This is a genomic window from Neobacillus sp. C211 (assembly GCF_051842875.1).
Classification (GTDB): Bacteria; Bacillota; Bacilli; order Bacillales; family Cytobacillaceae; genus Neobacillus.
Genome location: NZ_JBPXRO010000015.1, coordinates 16,671 through 37,631 on the forward strand (window position 1 = coordinate 16,671; position 20,961 = coordinate 37,631).

General features: G+C 36.2%; 14 protein-coding genes and 1 pseudogene. 2 read left to right on the forward strand and 13 right to left on the reverse strand.

All coding sequences use genetic code 11. From position 1 onward, the window contains the following. Positions 1 to 13: 13 nt before the first annotated feature. From ACSU6B_RS15340 to ACSU6B_RS15390, 11 genes and pseudogenes are all read right to left on the reverse strand, one after another. Entirely contained in the window at positions 14 to 958 is a 945-nt protein-coding gene (locus tag ACSU6B_RS15340; protein WP_410886639.1) for a PD-(D/E)XK motif protein, read from the reverse strand. Then, positions 930 to 3,644 (reverse strand): Z1 domain-containing protein, encoded by a 2,715-nt coding sequence (locus ACSU6B_RS15345; protein WP_410886641.1) that lies wholly within the window; start codon positions 3,642 to 3,644, stop codon positions 930 to 932. The genes ACSU6B_RS15340 and ACSU6B_RS15345 overlap by 29 nt, the downstream gene beginning before the upstream one ends. Continuing rightward, positions 3,628 to 5,058 carry an ATP-binding protein gene (locus tag ACSU6B_RS15350; protein WP_410886456.1) on the reverse strand — a complete coding sequence of 477 codons (1,431 nt, stop codon included), beginning with the start codon at positions 5,056 to 5,058 and terminating at the stop codon, positions 3,628 to 3,630. Before ACSU6B_RS15350 ends, ACSU6B_RS15345 begins: the two co-directional genes overlap by 17 nt. Positions 5,059 to 5,375: 317 nt before the next feature. After that, on the reverse strand, positions 5,376 to 7,097 hold the full coding sequence (locus ACSU6B_RS15355; RefSeq protein WP_410886458.1) for a DNA cytosine methyltransferase: 1,722 nt from the start codon (positions 7,095 to 7,097) through the stop codon (positions 5,376 to 5,378). 286 nt (positions 7,098 to 7,383) lie between these two features. Further along, the gene (locus tag ACSU6B_RS15360; RefSeq protein WP_410886460.1) at positions 7,384 to 9,201 is read right to left on the reverse strand and encodes an AIPR family protein; all 1,818 of its coding nucleotides are present in this window, start codon (positions 9,199 to 9,201) and stop codon (positions 7,384 to 7,386) included. After that, on the reverse strand, positions 9,198 to 10,226 hold the full coding sequence (locus tag ACSU6B_RS15365; RefSeq protein WP_410886462.1) for a PD-(D/E)XK motif protein: 1,029 nt from the start codon (positions 10,224 to 10,226) through the stop codon (positions 9,198 to 9,200). Before ACSU6B_RS15365 ends, ACSU6B_RS15360 begins: the two co-directional genes overlap by 4 nt. Positions 10,227 to 10,248: 22 nt before the next feature. Beyond that, entirely contained in the window at positions 10,249 to 12,897 is a 2,649-nt protein-coding gene (locus tag ACSU6B_RS15370; RefSeq protein ID WP_410886464.1) for a Z1 domain-containing protein, read from the reverse strand. Next, complete coding sequence (locus ACSU6B_RS15375; RefSeq protein WP_410886466.1) at positions 12,890 to 14,362, reverse strand: ATP-binding protein; 1,473 nt, start codon at positions 14,360 to 14,362, stop codon at positions 12,890 to 12,892. The genes ACSU6B_RS15370 and ACSU6B_RS15375 overlap by 8 nt, the downstream gene beginning before the upstream one ends. Before the next feature lie 1,069 nt (positions 14,363 to 15,431). After that, a pseudogene (locus ACSU6B_RS15380) lies at positions 15,432 to 15,746 on the reverse strand (glutaminase); the annotation flags it as partial. Between the two features lie 109 nt (positions 15,747 to 15,855). Continuing rightward, positions 15,856 to 16,077 carry a YdbC family protein gene (locus tag ACSU6B_RS15385; protein ID WP_410886643.1) on the reverse strand — a complete coding sequence of 74 codons (222 nt, stop codon included), beginning with the start codon at positions 16,075 to 16,077 and terminating at the stop codon, positions 15,856 to 15,858. 44 nt (positions 16,078 to 16,121) lie between these two features. Continuing rightward, positions 16,122 to 16,994 carry a LysR family transcriptional regulator gene (locus tag ACSU6B_RS15390; RefSeq protein WP_410886468.1) on the reverse strand — a complete coding sequence of 291 codons (873 nt, stop codon included), beginning with the start codon at positions 16,992 to 16,994 and terminating at the stop codon, positions 16,122 to 16,124. Positions 16,995 to 17,116: 122 nt separating this feature from the next. Here ACSU6B_RS15390 and ACSU6B_RS15395 point away from each other — a divergent pair, with 122 nt between their 5' ends. Both ACSU6B_RS15395 and ACSU6B_RS15400 read left to right on the forward strand, forming a co-directional pair. Further along, on the forward strand, positions 17,117 to 18,403 hold the full coding sequence (locus tag ACSU6B_RS15395) for an NCS2 family permease (protein ID WP_410886470.1): 1,287 nt from the start codon (positions 17,117 to 17,119) through the stop codon (positions 18,401 to 18,403). A 47-nt stretch (positions 18,404 to 18,450) separates the two neighbouring features. Continuing rightward, a complete protein-coding gene (locus tag ACSU6B_RS15400; protein ID WP_410886472.1) occupies positions 18,451 to 18,669 on the forward strand; it encodes a DUF4177 domain-containing protein in 219 nt (72 codons plus the stop codon). Positions 18,670 to 18,851: 182 nt separating this feature from the next. Here ACSU6B_RS15400 and ACSU6B_RS15405 read toward each other — a convergent pair whose 3' ends face one another. Both ACSU6B_RS15405 and ACSU6B_RS15410 read right to left on the reverse strand, forming a co-directional pair. After that, positions 18,852 to 20,177 carry a GntP family permease gene (locus ACSU6B_RS15405; RefSeq protein ID WP_214715858.1) on the reverse strand — a complete coding sequence of 442 codons (1,326 nt, stop codon included), beginning with the start codon at positions 20,175 to 20,177 and terminating at the stop codon, positions 18,852 to 18,854. Positions 20,178 to 20,229: 52 nt separating this feature from the next. After that, on the reverse strand, positions 20,230 to 20,952 hold the full coding sequence (locus tag ACSU6B_RS15410) for a GntR family transcriptional regulator (RefSeq protein ID WP_410886474.1): 723 nt from the start codon (positions 20,950 to 20,952) through the stop codon (positions 20,230 to 20,232). Positions 20,953 to 20,961: the final 9 nt, after the last annotated feature.

The window sequence follows — 20,961 nt, forward strand, 5'->3', positions numbered from 1 at the left end:
CTTACATCTCCAATTATTTTAAAATTGCATTCATATTCACCTTAAACTGTGAACAGCCTGATAATTCGATGCTGTATTTCATGTTTGGTATCAACGGAGAAACATGTTCCAAAGCTATTTTAGGAAATCCATCTCGTACTTCATAACCAATAACCCGCTCCAAAAGAAACTTTGATAGAGATTCCTGCGGTATTTCTGGAAAATAACCATATTCTTCAACCTTCTCCATAAATTCACTCAAAAGGCTTCCATTTTCAATTCCCCCCGTAATCGATTCAACCAAGTCAGCAATTGTTTCCCCGTTGCCTGCTTCATTTAAAGGACAGGCAAATAGATACAAAGGATTTTTTTCTGAATTCAATTGTTCTTTAGATGAAATCCAAACACTGTTACCAGAAGTCATCCGAAAGGATTTCACTTCAATAGTGAAGTTTTCCATAAGGAAATCCTGTTTATCTCCAAGTGCGCCAACCCAACCGTGGATTCCTGCACTATAGCCATAAACAGGAATGATGGTATCGAGTAGTATTTTTAATTCACCGTATAAACCCATCTGTTCTTCTTTTGACATGATTTTAAAGCTGGATTTGCGGAGTAGTTTCTGCCACCGATCTAACCTTTTCATGACATTTACAATGATATCTTCATCATTTTCCTTCATAATATTAATTAAATCATTGCAAAGGATCAGGAAAATCTCCCAATCCTTATTTTCTTTTAATAGTAAAATAAGCTTGTTCGGCGTTGAAGATTGATCAAGCTGAATCTGAATTCCATTTAGTTTGATATCGCGGATAGGCTGTCTAAAATCTTCATCACATTGGATCATTAAACCATATTGATTTAAGGCATCCATAATCCAAAATGCATTATATTTGATCGATTCTTTGACTCTTATCCGGCTGAGTCTATCTAATTGTAACCAGGGATTATTCATCTTCGTAGACAACTTCTTCACCAACTTCATCTTTATACGCTTCTTCCAGTTGCTTTTTATATACACTATTAATTCGAACTTTTACCGTGTTAACAAATGAATCTTTTAAACTTGGAAAGCTGATACTAAAACCAACAGCGTTAATTTCCTTGCCATTCTCATCCACAAGTTCTAAAGCATGTACAAATAGTAATGGTTTCACCAATTTTTTTCGCATTTGTTCTGAATTTAAATTTTTATATTCAGCCTGCATAATAATTCTTTCTGGATTAGCCCGTGAAAGCTGTCTATTGGTTACTTCGTAATACCCCTGCTTCTTCTTTACTTTACGAATTTGACGCTGGACTTGTATGGAATCAGCTTGGAATGCTGTCTTGCTTTTACCATTATATAAGACTACATCCCAGTCCAATTTACATAATTCAATATATTCTTTAATAAATTCAATCGGCATTCTCGATTTTAAACCCAACGGGTCATACTTATATATTAGGTAATTTTCCACGAAGCTTTGAATTATCAGTTTATCCACATTTTCCCATACATGACTATCAGTTTCTATATGTTGGTAGCCTCCATTTTGCAAGGCATGGATGGTTTCTTTTAATAGGTTTTCATTAGCATCAAGATCTGCTGTTATATTGCTTATCCAACTAGTTTCTTTAATGTGACCATCCAAGTTCATTTCTAAGTACATATCTTCTGTATATTTGGATTTATTGCGGGCTGTAACTTGGAGCAGACTATCTGGATGCAATTGTACGGCCAATCCAAAGTCTTCAGGTGTTAAATTTTCCTCGCGCATATCATTTAAACGGCTAACCAATTCATTGGTAGCATCAATGATAAAACCAAATTTCTTATTCATATCATCTGTTAAATACACCCTGCAAATATCTTCATAACCTATTCGGTAACCAAACCATCGGCCCATTTGCATTAATGTATCATAGTAAATAGTCGTTCGTAGGAAATAACTAACGCTTAAACCCTCTAATGTAAAACCGCGGGACAAACTTAACCCGCCAATGACGATTACATTGTTTTGGGTATCCTTTCGATACTCTAAAGGAGTTTTTGCTCTTTGGTGGACATCCACTATTTGGATTGAGTCTACTACCAAACATATTTCTTTTAAAATGGTTTCAAAACCAAATTCGATACCTTTTAATCTTGTAGAAAATGTATCTTTCATAGCTTTCAAATGTGGAAACTGGTACGGATTATCTATGTTTCCATATGCTTTAATTTCATCTTTAAGAACCTTATAGTAGCTTTTCACAAGCTCCATTATCTTTATATGAACATCTGTGAATCTAGAAATATGGATTAACATACTATTATGCTTTTTTTGATTTCGCAAATTACGAATCGCGATATTGATAACAAATAAACGAACGGCATCCTTTAAGCTTTCAGGCAGCCTTCTTAATTCGCTTGTATAATCCTTTTTATGTTTTATGATAAAAGGGATTTCATTAGGAGGATATACAATTTTCTCATCTAACTCATATACGACTTCATCATTAGGAATTTCAACTACGTACCTCCCATTATCTTTATTAAAAATCTTTTCCGCGCCGAAATAATTTGATGGTGCTTCTAAAGCGTAAATAAAATCGCTTGGGAATAGATCTCTGCCCGCACCATCATTTTTAGCAGCATGATCGATGAAAATGTTTGCATATGGCGTAGCGGTATAGGCAACATATGCACTCTTTTTGAATTTTTGTAAAAGAAGCCGTATCTTCTCATTGATAACGGTAGGATCTTCTTCTTTTTTTGTATTAATGGATGCATAATCAGATTCATCATCGATCACCAGCATCGCTTTATCCACTTGATTCTTATAATGGATATCTAACCATTTCAAAAGATGATCTAAGGTCTTCGTATGTTTTTTAATCACAACTAAAATTGGAAGCTGCATATTCTCAAAGTTTGTTGTTCCACGTGCTTTGGCTGTTTCAACTTTGAAGTCGTTTTTTGCATTGGTTAAGCTATCAGGCATTTTTTCTCTTCTAAATCCAGCTAATTGCCCAACACCGTTGTAATTTGCACCTACAAATACTTCGTCTAACCGCGCTTGTGTCTGGTCTCGTAAGTTATTTTGCCCGCCGGCAATGACGACGATGAATCGATAACCTGCATCCGCTGCCTTACAAATTAATGCTGCGTAGTTGGAGGTCTTTCCTGATTGGACGTGTCCAACAACCATTCCATATCTTGAAAATGCCTCTAAATCGGGATCTGCTATGTTATTCATAATCGCATCAGTATCTTCATTAATGGTATCCAGTACTTTTTGCGGCAAGTCACGTTTCATGTACGTCATATAATTGGTTAGATAATAATTATCAGATTGTAATTGTTTCTTACTTGTCCACCATGACAAGTCTCTTGTCTTCTGTTCTTCACCTGTTACAAGAATCCCAGTGGTAATGCGGACATTAAAGGATTGCTCTAATTCATTTTTGAGATAGTTCCATTCCTTATCTGTTAACTTGCATATATTTTTTGCATCTGAAATTCCTAAAATCGTCTTTAAGAACAGAGGTGGCGTATTCTCAATTAATGTTTTCCATTCCTCAATAATGGTTTGGATGGTATCCTCCTGCAAACCACTTTGTTCCTGGAGAGTTCCTGAAATCTTTTCTTTTACATGTTTGTACATGGTATGATGATTTACCTCAATATTGGTTTGCATTTTCAAAATACCCCTCCTTGTTTTTGTATACTTCCGTCTTCAGTAATTCCTTAATGAACGCCTCACTTATTCCCTTTGAACGCCAATTCTCCACTAGCATTTTTATCTCATTTTCATTAATTAGTGATTCCTGGTTAACCTTTAACGGATTGGTATTTAACTGAGCTACAATTGCATCGAGTGGAAGATAGCTTTCTAAACCCATTAAAATAACATTTAATAGATGATGTTGGTCTTCTCTTAGTGTATCTTCAAGACTCTTGATAATCGGGTGCTCACGATTGATAGCAAAGTGAATTTCCTTATTTTCTGCAACCAGCTCCCAAAAACGAGTGGTTGTTTTGTCCTCTATCTTTTTACCTCTGCCTGTAAAAGGTCTTGAACCCTTTACTGTTACCTGCTGAATGATACGTTTTAGATCTTTCTTTATTTCACTTACAGGATTGGCTGATGATTTTTTTATATCAATACCCCAATCGTGATCTTGATTGTTAGGGATATCTATTTTAATCCGCACAAGCTTATGGGCATCGTTTATTCTATGCATTCCCCACCATGTGCCATGAATAAGCAGGCGATGGGCACGATATAAATAAAATCCCTGCGATTTGGTATAGCCGTCTTTTGTAGCGTATTTATCAAATTCCTGTTGCGATAGCTTCGAATGATGTGGCAATATATAAGGCTGAACCGTTATTTCTGAATTTTTGTATTTAATTTTTTCTGGTACCAATTGCTGTGTAGCAATATGCTTTGGGTTAAACGGATTAAACGGTTCTAATGTTTGACCATTAACGGAAATTTTCAAAGCCTTTTTACCAGGAACAATGCCTTCTAAAAAGCAATGAAAGACTAAAGATAAATGGCTTCGTAAAACATCCAACTTATTCGGTATGTCGGTCTCTAAAAAAGTATCAATCCCTTGCCAAACAACTAATGTTCCGCTCTCTTGATTCATAAAGTCATCAAATAAAGGAATGTTTTTGTACTTATTTATGTCAGGAGTTATTAATAGCCACTCATTTTCCCGTGAAATATAATCTAAATCCCATTGCTTAATGGAAAAAATTCCATCTTTTTTTGACAAGACCGTTAAATCTTTACACTGTGAAAAGGACGCAGTTTTGAGCCCCAATCCAAACTTTCCTAAATCTGAACCCTCTCTTGGCGAATCCGGATCATTCGCAGATAAACGCATTGCGTCAATCAGCTCACTATTAGACATACCAATACCATTATCTAATATTGTAAATATAGTACTAGGATTTGGAATGCAAACAATTTGAATATTATTTGCTTTTGCAGTAATGCTATTATCTAGCACATCCGCAACAGCTACATCAAAGGTATAGCCTATATCTCTTAAAGACTTAATAAAATTTGAAACAATGGGTTGTACTATTTCTGTAATCACTCTTTCACCATCCTTACATCTCATATTAATGGAATCACATTATTATTTATTTCATGCGTTTTTTTGTTACTTACGAAGTAAATGTAAGCGCATTCACCGACGTTAGATGAATCATTCCGCTTCAAGTTAAAATAAAACATCGTATCTGTTTATTAGTTCTCAATTAATTTTAACATAGTAATAGGTAAATAGTTTGATTAATCACCATATTTTACCTAGCATAATTTATAAAAAGTTAATATATCAAAAACCTTTTTCTAGGTTATTAGTTTATTAAAAAAGGAAGCCAATATTTATTGGCTTCCTACATAATTATTCTATTTATTACATAACATTTTAGGACTAATAATATCCTTAATTTTTTCTCTAATCTCAACTCCTAAAGATTCTAGTAAACTCTCAGCTACAAACCTAGCCATTAATGGAGGTACTGCATTCCCTACTTGTTGATACTGTGAATCCTTTGTTCCATAAAATTTATAAGAATCCGGAAAGGATTGTAATCTTGCTGCTTCTCTAATACTAATGGCCCTATTTAGCTTAGGGTGTATCCACATTGACTTTCTTACATTAACAACAGTGTCAGAAGGCTGATTATAGTCAAGTCTCTTATAAATAGTATTCTGAGTTCTACTGTGATCACTATATGTCGACTTTAATGATTCATCCAGATTATGAAAATTTTGACCTGCTGTAAGAGCCTTAAACCTTTTTTGTGCCATTTCTCTTGATTCTGTTCTTACATGATTATAAACAATTTTAGAATTTTTGTTTAAATATTGGATTAAAGGGTTATCAATAACTGAATCTATATCTCCCCTATTAATTTCGTCATCATTAACGTTTGTTGAAGGCTCCAACCGTTCCAAATCCGCAATAGCATGAGATATCTTATAATAATCATCTTTATTTTCAAATAATGGAGTTGGCGTTTTTACTGTCTCACTATTCAATACTTCTTTTAATACCCCAATTAATATAAGCCTTCTTCTTTCCTGAGGAACCCCGTACCTAGCAGCATTAAAAATATAATTGTCTTCATTTAACAAATAACCAAAACTTGAAAACTTTGCTTTTATATAGCTAAAAACGTTATATGATTTTATATGAATTTCAACACTATCACTAATAATATTAATACCAAAAAGCTTTATTCTGTTCTGAATGACTTCAGATGTTTTGTTAATTATCCTTTGAGTTTCAATAATATCCTCAAGTATATTGGTAAAATCCTGAGTATTAACCTCTTCATTTTCTAGTAATTTTTCAAGTGATTCACCTAAGATAACCCATTTATTTTTGTAGCTAGTGTCCCAATATTTCTCGTGGATCTCTTTCCATTGACTGCTAACAATTTTCCTGAAATACCTGCGATTATTTTCCTTATTTAAGAAGTCAACTAACCCATTCTCGGATTGTTTCTTTGCATGCCTTAACAATGAATTTAACTTTGAAAAATCTTCCTTCTTTATTATAAATGGAGTTATATCAGTTTCGTTATGACATGCTACCATCAAGAAAGATTTTAGGTTCTCTGAATTATTTACCAAGTTACCTAGATTAATAAACTCATCATCAACTTTAACTTCTAATTCTTCTAACTCTTTTTCGTCATCATCACTAATAAAAAATTTATGCTTCTCCGATACTAAAGTTCTTACATTTTCCATAACAAATGCTTTAGGTCTAATTTCTTCAATTGCTCGAAGGTACTCTTTTACTAGTTGGTTATTTGACGATAGTAATGTATTCTTCTGCCTATTCGCATTAGAAAAACCTTGACATGGCGGCCCTCCGATTATTACATCAATATCGCAATAATCATCAAAAAGTGTACCATCATCCTTTTTATATTTTAATTTCGTTATATCTTCATGTAGAATAACACCTGGTTGATGGTTAAGCGCATAGGTTTTTCTAGCATTTTCATTAATCTCAACAGCAACTTTCACTTCAAACTTATTAGTCTGTTCAAATCCATTGCTAAGACCACCGGCACCTGCAAAAAGATCCATTACTTGTAGTTTTTTATCCGTCATTATTTCCACTCCTACAAGAAGAAGTCTCCTTGAATTTATTTTAATTACCTTTCAGGAATTAGAAAGGATTCTGTCATAATCTATTTTAATACAAACGTACGTTCCTATCAAATTTTAAAGTAATAACCTTACAATTATATCATCAATCTATTAGAAATGTACCCATCCCAAATAGTTAATTAATTGGGATATCTTAAACAAATATGGCTTTTCTATAAACACATGAAAACAGAAAAGAAAACACCCTCTGTCTTCCTAAAACTAAGACAAAGGGTGTTATTTCCTTTTAAATAATATTACTTAATTCCTTTGAGCAATTCTCCTTAAATTGGCTCCAACAAGCCTCTTGTTTAGCCCACTGAGTCACGTTTCGATCCCCAGCTGAATCCTTAAGGTAGGAAAGTGTTTTATCAGCAATAATCCTAATAACTTCATCCCATTTATCGGATAATGCCTGAGCTTCCCAAACTTCTATTAAATCTATCTTTTCACTGTATAAATGATTGAGCATTGATGTAGCATAGTAGATAACATTCGCCTTATAACCCCTAAGGTTCATCTCTTCTACAATTTCTTGAACGCGTTTATTAATGATAGTTCGCGCTATTAACTTTTGATAAACTGACAAAGTCATTTTGGATTGAGAGTTACCTTCGCTCTTCCAAAATTCCTTGTTTAAGTCCATGAACTTTTTAAAAGCTTCCTCCCCACCCTTACTAGAGATATGAGGATAACCTTCCCATGACATAAAGTGTTTGGCAATATCGATCTTCGTTAAAACCTTTTCTTTTGGATATTGCTTTTTAAAATCTGTTTGTTCCTTCCCTCTTTTTCTCCGGTTAATATCCACCATATACTGACCTCTAGCACGTTCAAAGTACCATTTGCTTTCAGGTCTGCGTCCGTCAAAAACAGGAATCCATATATTACGGGAAAACTTCTCTAGGTCCGACATAAATCTCGAATTTGCTAGAAGGTCCGATTTATTAATTTTGTTTTGGGTATTGGCATATTGGGATATACGTGAAACCATCTCATCTTCCAAAAGGTGCTGGTCTGTCTTAACGAACTCGTTCACCTGAAGAATCGTTAACTTCGACTGAACAAAGACATCTTTTAAGTTAATTCCATCCTTGTATGCTTGATGAATAGATGCCGTGGTTTGGCCTCCATTAACAATTTGCCAGCCGCTGAGTCGTTTTATTTTATACACAACTACTCCATCCTCAACCTTTTCAAGTTCTGCTGATCGCGCTACGGTTGAGATACCATTATTGTAGGCTACAAACATTTTACGCTGAAATGGGTCCTTAAGAGTATCACGTATTCCTTTGTTTGTTCCTCCTCTAGCTTGTAAGAACGACCTTACATTTCGTTCAACAAGTTTCTGACCCCATTCATCATATGCCTTCGCCAACAGTTCCGCTGATATATAGCCTACATAACAATCAAAATTCTTTATCCCGCTAACAGGGTCTGGTACAAGCATCATATTGAAAGTTTCTCCGTAGTCTCTTTCAAAATCAATGTAATCTGTCTCAACTCCTTGTTCAGCAGTAATCAGCTGCTGCACTCGATCAATATCCCAAACTTGTACGTTAACCGTTTCAATGCCTGGAATGGTTAGATCCACGGGTTTATTCGATGTGTAATACATATTAGTGATAACAAAAATATTTACTTCGTTGATTGATTCCATTTGTTCAGAAATCATTTTGGCAAGATCAAATGCCTGCAATGACTGGTCAATTGACTGCATTAAAGCTGGTACATTTGTTATGAACCTTTTTGCCTTGTTTGCAATTTCTGATACAGCCGTCATGCTGATCGTCAACAAATCATCCTCATTTTGCTCAAAATTATAATCTACTACATATAAATCTAATACATTATTCTCTTCGTCAAAAGAATACGCATTGACGGCAATATTTTTCGCAGTATCTAAATAAGGCGGAAATAAAATTTCAGGCTCATCAGGTCTATCCATAAAGCCCAGCATCTTGTCCAGAAACGGAATCTGATAACTACCTGCCTTTATTGCCTTTTCTTCCAGCTCATCCATAAAATCTATAAGAAATTCTTTTCTTTGTCTAAGTTCAATCATTTTTCCCCATCCACTCTAAAGTATTGATATACTGTCTCCGGATCTCTTTCAAATTCTGAACAATGTGTGAGATCTATATTATATGTAACATGAGAAATGCCTTTGGGCAGATCTTCTTTTAATAATCTTGGGAAGTTTTCATCCGCTTCATAGACCTCGATTTTCTCTACAAAATATTTTGGTTCCTCATATTCCTCTTCGCTAAATCCTAGGTCTGTCAAAAGATCTTTATATATTAGAGCAATTCTTTCCGATCGATCTGCTATCTTTCTTTTTACTTGTTCGGCAAGTTCCTGAAGAGATAGTCCATGTGTTTTACTCGGCTCTAGGAAACATACGTATAAATAGATGGTCGATATAGCATCACTAATCTTTAATTGATCCTCATTTGAAATTTTAATTGATTTAGTTAATTTATCATTTACAGTCTTAATCTCTAAGCCACAATTACCGCTTGTAAAATCAATTCTTCCTTTTGTTGGCCCCTCCCATTGTTCAATAATAAGCGGAGGCTGCCCTGGAAACTTATCCAGCCATTCATTAATAAACCACAGTTCTCCAAACAAACCTCTTTGCTGCTCCTCAGTTAATTTTCTATAACCGCCTCTTTTGAAAAAGGTCCTCCATCTGTCCAAGACACTAAATACCGTAGCAAATAAAGAACCTTCTTTATTATTTAGTAGATGATCAACCAAATTTTGCAGCACTGAATCATATATCTCCGTACTTTGCTCGTCTTCCTGTCTTATTATTAAAAAATGGCGGTTTTTTAATGTGAAAATCTTCTCAAAGTACTCGGTCTTTATAGTTAATCCACGCCATTTGGGAAGAGCCTTTAATTGTTCTTCCTCCCATGGTGATTGGCCTAAATCAATATAAAGCTGCCTGCTATAATTCCCCGCATCGATTCCTGCAAAAATGACAGGATCCTCATAGGTAAGGACATTTAGTTTATAAAATTCCTGATCCGACTGGTTAGTAAGCTCCTTAATCATTTCATCAAACTCTATTTTTAGGTTTACCACAGCTATTCTCCTTTAAACAATGTTAATGGACAGTCTTATTTGTCTGGTAAACGTCTGTCTCGTCAATTTCTGTGAAAGGGAACGAAATTGCAACACCAACAGGGACAAGTTTTTCAGAAAATGGGACATTTAAACTCTTAAAAATAGGAACATTTGGGTTTAAGGGATAGATCAAAAGCAACCCTCTTTCCCTTGGGCGGAGTTTACGTTTATCCATCCTATCCTTTTTCCCTTTGATTTTTTCAGGATCAATATCGATGTACTCTTGATTAGCAGCAACGATAGCTTTTATATCAACATCGTGATCCTTATTGATTGGAGGTTCAATCCCAGTTCCGCGGCCAACTGCCGATTCTAAATATAGGTTCCCTAAGCTGACGGGATATTGTCCAATTCCTGTTCGGTCACCAGGATCACCTTCAACGATAGCAACAGTCCAGTTTAGCAGTTCCCCATTTTCATTAGCAAGCCCAATATAATCCCGCATCAATCCTGAAACTGCTTTAGTTCCTTTAGTTTCATATTTAGAAAGATACTCTTTTACAATCTCAGCTTTTACATCCGTATCTACATAATAACTAGTCTTTCCTTTACCGAAATTGGTTTTTACAAGAGTAAGGTTATTCACCAGATCTTCGGATGCCTGCATATTTGCTTTATAAAACTGTTCTTCAGTCCCAAACAGTCTGGTCTGCTGCAATGTGCCTCCATAGATTATGTTTGATGAAATTGCATTTCTCATTTTTAATGGACTTGTTAATGTCATTGTAGGATGACTTAACATTTTCACTGCATATTCAGAAGGAGTTTTACCCAATTCTGCCAGCCGGTCAAACTCTTCCCTTAGCTCCACCATAGCGATGGCTAAATGTTCAAAGTTAGATGCGATTTCCTCAGAAGTGTATATTCTGCATAAATCCATATAACCTTTTCTATATCCAAACCAACGCCCCATTTGCATAAGGGTGTCATACATTAGAGTATTTCTGAAATAATAGGTAATGCTAAGCCCTTCTAGTGTTAATCCCCTAGATAATTTGTCCCCGCCGACCGCTATTACATTTAACCCATCTTCTTTATATTGATTGTAAGCCAATGCGTCTTTACTGTTCCCATTAATTTCAAACACTTGAATGATATCAACGACTGCTTTAAGTTCTTCGTAAACCTCATCCCAGCTAAAAATAATATCTTCTCCCGGCCAATCCTTTGTTGTGGGCAGAAAATCCTCTTCGTATAGTTTCTTAATTTCTTCTAACACATTACTTTTCGGATTATATTGAATCTGGTGGGAAATAGCTTCATAAGTCCTTGCCACTTCATCCTTTACATTGGACTGAACATCTTTGAACCGTGAAGTGTGTATAAGCATGGAGTTATGAGTCTTCCGCTGCCCCCTTAAATTTCTAATGGAAATTGTCAGTAAAAATGCTAGAATTGCTTCCTGCATTTGAGGAGGAACCTCTTCAAATTTATCTGCGTCAGTTTTTTTCCTTATAGTTGTAAATATCTCCGTATCTTCTTCTCGTAGATACCGTATTAAACTAGGCCTCTTATCTTCTGGATCTTCTTCAACATTAAAAAACTCCTCTGGACCACAATAATCCTTTGGTTTTGGAAGACCTACCAAAAAATCTTTCGGGTAAAGGTCATTCCCCTCTTCAGCTGTAACAGCTTCGGTACTTATAAGCAGATTCGCAAATGGAGTCGCGGTATAACCTGCGTAAGCTTTACGGCTGAAAATCTCTAATATTTGTCTTATCAGCCTGTTAATTGTTTTCGGATCTTCATCTTTAACGGGATCAGAAGTATCAACCGAGGCCTGGTCGGCTTCATCATCCACAATTAAAACTGGGATATCCAAACCATGTAACTTACGATGATAAATTAACTGGTCACGCAAAGACTCCAACACCGTTTTATTTTTCTTTACTACCATCAGGGTAGGAGAATTTAAGTTCCGAATCCCGCCATGCTGTGAACTAATATCGTTTTCTTCTGTTGTCCAGGAGGTGATAATATGGTCTGCTGTCGTCTGGTAAATTTGACCAACCCCTATTGGCCTGCCTTCCTTATCCACCGTGCCAATGACTTCTTGATTTAATCTAATCTGTGTTTGGGCTCTTAAGTCATTATGAATCCCTGATAAAACGATGATTAATTTGTAGCCGACATCGAATGCCTTATTTATCAATCCCGTAAAATTGGCTGTTTTTCCGGATTGCACAAACCCCAAGACTATTCCGCGCTTATCAAACGGATCCATTGATTGTGGATTCCCAAGTGATTTCATAATTTCATTTGTTGTGTCATCAATAGCCTCAACCGATTCCATTGGCCAGCCTTTGATTTGGGTCAAATATTGTCGGTACCTTGTCCAAAAAAAGCTGCCAGATATCATCTCTGGGCTGAACCAGCTTTTGCCGTTATCGGGTCTCATTACAGGGGGCGGTTTAACTATATCTGTACCAATTTTGTATTTCCTGAACATTTCTAGGGACCACTTTTCAAATGTACTTTCATCTATACTGCCGAAACCTGAAACAATGATTCTAGCTAAATTAAGCGCGTTTTCAGCAGCTTCATCTTGACTTTTAGATACTGATTTTAGGTTATAGTAATTAGTTGAGAAAGTTTTTTCAAAAAGAACTTTAATATCATCATCATTCAATTATATCTGCCTCCATTACGATCATCTTCAGGGTCGCTCTATTAAGTCCATCAAAAGCTGGCTGAGTAATTAAAATATTCAATAGCTGCTCTTCATTATTAGCCACATTTAGTTTTAACAAAGTTGAGGCAAACTGAGTAACCATTTCTTTCTGACCGTCGGTTATCTCTTGGACAATTTCCTCAGGAACCTTTGGTGAATCAATGATATTGCTTGGAGAACCCAGTTGCACAAATTTTAGATATAAATTAAAGAGTTTTGCCGTTTCATCATCTATCTTATTAAATAGTTCGGTCAAAATTGGATGATTTCTATTTAATATAAATTGCGGGCCATCCTCTCTTCCCGACTGTTCCCAAGTATTTAAACTCCCTTTAAAAGATTGTCCAGGGCTCTTGGCTTGAGTACGGAAGTAGAAAATTTCCTTAGAGACTTTCCGTGCAATAACTGAAATAGCCTCGAGTCTTCTTTTCGCATCTTCAGGAAGATTTATTCCAGATTTTTTTATATCAACCTGCCAATCGGAATCCGCTTCATTAGGAAGATCAATTCGTATCCTGGCAAGCTGCGATGCAGCATCCTTTGGAAACAGCCCCATCCAATCTCCAAAGTATAAGAGCCTGTTTTCCCTGTATATGTATAATCCTTGGTGATCTCTCCATCCTTTGTAACCGCCAGCATTTTTATATTCAGTTTCAGTTAGGTGGGATGCGTGAGGGAGGATAAAGTATTGAACCCTTATTCTATTTTCATTAATTCTCAGAACCTGCGTTTCTCCCTCAAGAGTATGTTGATGCGCTCTCAAGAATGGATCCCAAGGAATTATTTCTTTTCCATTGATAAACATTTTTATTTCATTTTTTTCAAGAATGGAATGAAAAACAAATTCCAAGTGTTTATTGACTCTTGAAACCTTTTTAAAAAAGCTGGTTTCTTTTAATATTCGCTTCCCGCCATATCCCATAAATCGGTCTAGTTTATCGATACAGACTATTGTACCGCTTTCTCCTTCTATTGTTCCCATCTTTACCTTTACTTCATCAGGAATAGAGGTAAAAAGCTGCCATTCATTACACTGAGATACATGGTCCAAATCCCAGCATCTTTCATGGTAAACACCATTCCATTTTGTTAGCACACTCAAACGTTTTCCTAATGAAAAAGATGCAGTTTTTAACCCCATTCCAAATCTTCCTAGTTCATTAGCCTCTCTTTTTGCACGCGGGTCTTTCGAACCAATATTCATGGCTGTCTGAAGCATCTCTTCATTCATACCTGTTCCGTTATCAACTATCGTAATAGCTCCATTTGAATCACCATAATCAAAATTTATATTAATAATCGATCCCTTTGCATCAAGGCTGTTATCAACTAAATCAGCAATAGCGGTGCTGGCATTGTAGCCTATGGATCTAAGCGCATGTATTACTGGTGCAGCTGACGGTTCTGTAATAACTACATTCATATTAAAACTCCGTTTCATGAGAAAATAACTATTACAATTATAACAGATTAAGGAAATTGGAAACAAAAAGGAGGATAATGTTGATTAATTACTTGTATCTAATTTTGGGGATTAAGAAGCTTTTCCTAGGTACCTAATTCTTTTGATGTAAGTTTTAAATTTTCAATATTAATTGGACCAAACTCTTTAAATAAATAGCCTGAACCTTAAGTGTTATATCCACAAAAGAATTCAAATGACCATGAATGACCATGGGGACGGTTCTTGCGGTCGGCACTAACCTAATTAAAAACCATGAGAACCGTCCCCATGGATTTTTTAGGTGTAAATAAAAAGATCCACTATTAAGATGTATATGTGGATCTTAATCTTTTCTCTCTAAATGGATCTTGCTCACTTAAAAGTATATTTAGTTACTGATGGTACAGTTCACCGTAATGTATCTAAATGAGGTTTTTAGGTTCCTTTATTTTCTCTTATAATTCTATCTGTGTTCTTTTCTGTTCTGAAATTTGCTAATTCTGTACCAAACAGTACTACAAAAATTGTTAAAAATACATAAAACAACAATTTAAACCAAATATTCTCAATGTCCCATGAGAACCAGATTGTCACTAAGTACAGAATGCCAAATATAACAATCATATAAAAAACTGGGCTTATTACTTTGAGAATTTCTCTTTTACTAAATGGCTTTATGAATCCAAGGACTAAGGATAGGTTTTTCATTTTTCGGTTGCTTGATACGCTTCTACCAATATATGATTATAGTGAAAAGAACAGTGTCAGTTACTGTTCGCCTTATTTGAACTCTCCAAAAAAGTGCTCACCCACACATTATCATCTCTGAGTGGACAGGCACCTAGGATCGGGACGCGTTTAGCACAAAAGGAAACGCTCTACCTTCCTTTAGTAGAGTTCGGACAAATAATCTTCCTGAAGTGCTTTGTTTAGTTCCTTTTCGGTCATGTTGGGAATTTTCGTATGGTCTATTAGGATTTTTGCTGCATTTGGCAGTGAATCCTTTTCACTCCATTTTTCTGGTTCCCAAAGGCCTGAACGTAAAATCAGAAGATTTAAATTCGGTTCGGGCTACCTTCTCACTATATCCAACCGAAGGGTCGCCGGACAATTCCCGGATAAAGCCTAATAACCGATTAAACCGATCCTTTACTGAATCCCCTTTAATCATATGAGTCACCACAAGCGCCCCTGCATTGATCATCGGGTTTAATGGTTTAGCTGGTGCCATTGTTTCTAATTTGGCAATAGAATTAAACGGATCTCCAGTAGGCTCCATCCCAACCCGTTCAAATACATAACGAAAACCTCTTTCCATTAAAACAAGAGCTAAGCTTATTACCTTTGAGATACTTTGAAATGTTCACTTGAACCCGCTATGTAACCAAACCCAAGTAGAACTAATTTAACGATCTATAATGAATAAAGAAGGGGCCACCCTATATAGCTAATGGCCCCAATTCCTGAGCTAATTATAACCCCAGCCCATTCAACAAATCCCTTAACGACTTTAGCTCTTCAACCGTCAATGTAACACCTTTTCCCATCTTCTCATGGTCCGGTGCCCATTCACGTAAATCATATTTTAGCTCTTTTCCGTTCCAACTAATCAGATTTAGTTCTTTGCTCCAGCCTTTTGGGGACTGTGAAATTGCCCCGATAGTCTCTTTTATTTCAAATTTAATTTCAGCCATCATCCTTGGCCTCCAATCCGTCATTATTCCTTTAGTCATTATGTTCATGAAAGCCTATAGTATTCCTTTACTAGCTCCATAAAATTTTTAGCAGGTGTGGAGACAAAATGATGTTCAAGCCAAATGACTCCTAATGAAGAGATCAAATTGGCATCCTTAATCGGTGTAGAGTCGAGACTTTTGTCTCCATAGACATCTAAAACAGATTTTGGCACGATCGTTGCTCCCATCCCTCCCTTAACCATCTCCATTAATACATGCATATCAGAGCATTCCGCAATACTTATTAGTGGAAGCTTTTGTCTAGAAAATGCTTCATGAATAACATTATAGATACCTAAGCCCTCAGAACTTGGAATAATAAGAGGCATATGTGAAATTTCTTCCAAAGATAATATGTGTGCTTTCTTCTTGCTCACGAAAACAAAGGGCTCATTAATTAGATGATGATAAGTCAAACCACGATGTTCAAGTGGCAAACGTACAAATGCCATTTCAATGGCCCTCGTTTTTACCATTTCCGCTAAATAAAGTGAATCATTTTGAACGATTTTTACGGAAACAAGGGGATACTTTTTGTGGAAGGATTGGAGCATTTCTGGAAATCCCGTAACCGGTAAGGTATTGATCCCCACAGCTAGAACACCCCTTTTCCCCTCTTCTGTTTCCTGTAATTCATTTTTTAGTTCTTCAACACTGTTCACAAGATGCAAAGCGCGATTATAGAGTACGTTTCCTTTATCGGTTAACTCCATTCTCTTGCCATTTCGCTCGATTAATTTAACACCTAGCTCATCCTCCAATTGTTTCAACTGTATGCTAAGTGGTGGTTGAGACATATGCAGCCGATTAGCAGCGGCCGTTATATTCTTTTCCTCAGCTATTGCTATAAAATACCGTAATTGTTTAATGTCCATTGATTTTCTCCTGCTATATAAAAAAAGTATGGTTTCCATATAAATTATATATTTTTCGTATAGTATAAGTCCATGATATGATAACTATCGATTTCATCCGGTAGTTAGAAAAGGGGATTGATATGGAACGTTTTTTTAAATTGCATCAACATGGTACGACAATGGCAAAGGAATTTTCCGCAGGTTTTATTTCATATATAACCGCGGTTTACATTATTATTGTCAACGCAACGATTTTAGCAGCATCCGGAATTCCGATGGAGGCGGGAATCATTGCGACAATATTAACCAGTTTTTTTGGATGTGTATTTGTCGGATTATGGAGTAATACCCCTCTTCTCCTCATTCCTGGTATGGGGCTCAATGCGATGTTTACCTATACCATCGTTCAATCTGGGGGATTTACTTGGCAGGAAGCGTTGGCGATGACTTTTGTTTCAGGGCTGATCTTCGTTGCTATTGCCTTTACACCAATGGCGAAAGTAGTTACGTCCGCCATTCCTAATTCCTTAAAAGAAGCCATTACCATCGGAATCGGAATTTTATTGATTTTAATTGGGTTTGACAATGCTGGTATTATTACGAATTCTGAGCACACCCTGCTTGCCATTGGGGATTTAAGCAGTCCCTCTGCCATCACAACATTTATTGGTTTGATTATTACAATTATATTATTTATTAAAAATGTACCTGGAAATCTTATATTAAGTATTATGATTACCTCGTTTTTATCGATTTGGCTCGGGGGAGCTACTTTTGAGGGGATTTCTTTTTCCATGGCATCTTTCCATGACTACTTTGACGTTTTTGGCCAAGCATCGTGGGTACAAGCAGGCAATATCGTATTCTGGCTAACTTCCATTTCATTTGCAATGGTAGTTGTGTTTGAAAATATCGGCTTGATCCATGGACAAAGCAAGATGTTAAACCGTCCTGAAAGCAGTAAGAAATCACTCCAGGCTACAGCTGTTTCGGTTTTATCTGCTGGAATCTTTGGAACGAGTCCTACCGTTTCATCTGTAGAAGCAGCAGTGGGAATTACAGCCGGTGGAAGAACAGGGTTAACCAGTGTTGTGACCGGGTTTATGTTTCTTGTTTCTATCTTGTTTATACCAGTGATTAAAATGGTTCCCGCAAGTGCGGTTTCGCCCATTCTGATATTAATCGGGGTTCTTATGCTGCAAAACATTGTTCATATTTCAATGGACGATTTAACGGAGAGCTTTCCGGCACTTCTAATTATTGTATTGATTCCATTGACGTATAGCATTGCAGATGGCATGGCTATCGGCTTTATTCTATACCCATTGATGAAGCTTTTAATGGGGAAAGGGAAGGAAGTTCACCCTGCGCTTTATTTGATTGCCATTCTGTTTTTTAGCAATTTTGTGATTCCATACGTATTTTAAATTTTTTTCGTTTCATCACTATATTTCTTAAAATAGAGGTTTGAATAATGTTCGAATATAAATTAGTAAAAATTAAACTTAGTAAATGGAACAATATGCCAAAGGAAGATTATCATGAAATCATTGCTAACCATGCTAAAGATGGTTGGAAATTCATCCAATTATTCGCTCCGGTTACTTCTGGATCTGGTGTTGCTACCTATTTTGAAATTATTTTTGAAAGAATTCCAAACGGACTAAAAACAATGAATCAGTCAGTAAAATAATAGAATTGTAATTTTATGTAGAATAATCTGATAAAGAGTCGACTCCTGCTGTAAGAAAAACCTGAGACTTGGTAGTAATTTATATAATTAGGAGCAATAAATAAATAGGGAGTTCCTGTTTAATGGAACTCCCCAATTTTTATAGTATTCTAATGTTTTTTCAAAAAGTCAAATCTATGACCTTAAACAAATACATCCAAAATTAAAACTAAAATAAAGGCGACAAAAGAAAGGAGCGTTTCCATAACTGTCCATGTCTTGAATGTTTCTTTAACAGTCAATCCCATATATTCTTTTACCAACCAGAAGCCGGCATCATTAACATGTGAAAGCATTAATGAACCTGCACCAGTAGCAATAACTAATAATTCTAGGTTAACACCTGACATATGCTCCACTACTGGAGAAACAATTCCAGCTGCGGTGGTTAGCGCAACAGTTGCTGAACCGGTAGCGACTCGGATTAATCCCGCGACTAGGAAGGCTAGGACAATCGGTGATAAGGACATTTGCTCGGACATTGCTGCAATCGCTGTCCCTACACCGCTTTCAATTAGAATTTGCTTGAACGCTCCGCCTGCCCCAATTATGAGAATAATCGAAGCTAATGGTAATAAACATTCTTCCGTTAATTTTTTAATTAACGTCCTGTCCATACCCTGGCGGTAGCCCAAGAAGAAATAGGCTGCAAAACATGAAATTAGTAAAGCAATAACAGGGCTGCCAATAAGCAATAGAAATTTTTCAATAGCACCTGGCAGTGAAAGATATGGGGCAATTACCGTTAACATTATTAATAAAACAGGCAGCAAGATAATGAAAAACGAAATCGCTATACTTGGTAACCCGCTTGACTTTGTCACCACGCGGATTAATTCCGGTTCTCCAACAGGAGTTACCCGTTTTTGAATCCATTTTGAAAATAAAGGTCCGGCGATGACGGCCGTTGGAAAAGCTATAATTAATGAATAAAGCATTACATGTCCTAAGTTTGCATTATAAATGCCAATCGCTGTCATCGCACCAGGATGCGGAGGAACTAATCCGTGCACAATCGACAATCCGGCAAGCACCGGGATACCAATTAATAGAATGTTTTGTTTAGTAGATTTGCGAATCGAAATAACCAAAGGCAGCAAGATTACTAGACCAACCTCAAAAAACACAGGAATCCCAATAATAAAACCAGAAAGAAGCATCGCCCATGGCAGGTATTTCACACCGAATTTTTTGATAAAGAAATCGGCTACTTGCATGCCCGCACCTGAGTCAGACATCATTTTACCTAAGATGGTTCCCAACGCTAAAATTCCAATCAGATGTCCAAGGACAGCGCCCACTCCCGTTTCATAGGCTGTGACAATCTTGTCCATTGGTACGCCAGAAAAAACAGCTAGAAACAGGCCGGCGACAGTTAAACTAATAAATGCATGCCATTTCCACCACGATACTCCTAAAATTACGATTACAATCGCTGCCAACGTAATACCTATTAAATATAAACTCATATTTTCTCACTCTCCCCTAGGAAATCGCTTACATACTATTCAAAAAAATGGGTTACTGAATGGAATCATTATAATTAACAATATAATTTTGTTTACCTGTATTATAGTAACCCACGCTATATTCCAATACATTTCCTTCATCATCACTGGAACGACGAATTCTTTTTAACACCACTGTGTCTTTTTCTACGTCTAATCTTTCACTAACATGACTAGGTGCAATCGAAACAGCAAACTCATCTCGGAATGATTCCAGTCTAATGTTTTGCTCTTCTAAAAAGCGGTACAAAGATCCGAAATTGACATCCTCTAATTCTTCCTCACTTATGTCTAATAAGATGTAATGAGTGAAATGAATATAGGGCTCGTTGTCCAATAAGTAGAGTCGTTCAATTTGGACACAATGGCTTCCAAATAAAGAATAAAGTTCCGAGTCTGAAGACAATTCAGCCTTTTTAATATTTAACACCTTTTTGGTGATGTGGTGGCCTTCTTCTACTAATAGTTCCGTAAAGCGTTTTCCTTTTGAAAGCTTCGCAGACGATACATTCGCGATGACCTTTGTTCCTTTACCACTTTTCTTCTCCAGATATCCTTCTTGAGCCAGTTCTTTAATGGCATTCCGTATAGTAATTTTGCTTACATTAAATTCTTCTTCTAATTGAGGCTCGGAGGGAATGTTCGTGTGAATTGCATAAACACCATGTAAAATACGATCCTTCAATATTTCTTTTATTTGTAAGTACATAGGTCCCTTTTTTCGATTCACATTCATTCCCTACTC